At 74.3% G+C, this 482-nt stretch carries 1 protein-coding gene; it reads left to right on the top strand.

Annotation, left to right across the window (positions count from 1 at the left end; all coding sequences use genetic code 11):
* A partial coding sequence (locus tag ACY45C_RS09950; RefSeq protein WP_462187338.1) for a LysM peptidoglycan-binding domain-containing protein occupies positions 1 to 382 on the top strand: 382 nt, incomplete at its 5' end.
* Positions 383 to 482 lie beyond the last annotated feature (100 nt).

Below are 482 nucleotides of genomic sequence, written 5' to 3'. Positions count from 1 at the left end.
ATCCGCACACAGGGCGCGGGTCGTCGACCTGCCGACGGCCAGGGACCGGGCGGGTCGCCGGCCGGCGGGATACCCGCCGGGTCGCCCGCCCGCACCCCCGCCGCTCCGGCTGACCCGGCGGGGTCGGGTGGTGGTGGTATCGATTGTCGTGGCGATTGTCGTGGCGGTAGCAATCATGATCATGCCTGGGGTGTCGATCGCCGGGCCGGATGCCGCGGAGGCGCCGCGGCGCCATCTGGTCGTGCCGGGGGAGACGCTGTGGGCGGTGGCGGTGGCGCTCGACGAGAGCGCCGACACCCGGGTCGTGGTGGACCGGCTGATGCGGCTGAACCACCTGCGGTCGCCGCTGATCACCCCGGGCCAGTCGTTACTCCTTCCCTGACGCCCGGCTTCCCCGGCTTCCCGGGTCCACGAGTGTCTCGGCGCGGGGGCTCGCGCGCCGTCGTCTTTCGTCGACGTGCGGTGCCGCTGCGGTGCGGACC

Source organism: Frankia sp. CcWB2 (genome assembly GCF_977927585.1).
This window is presented reverse-complemented; position numbering and strand designations above follow the sequence as displayed.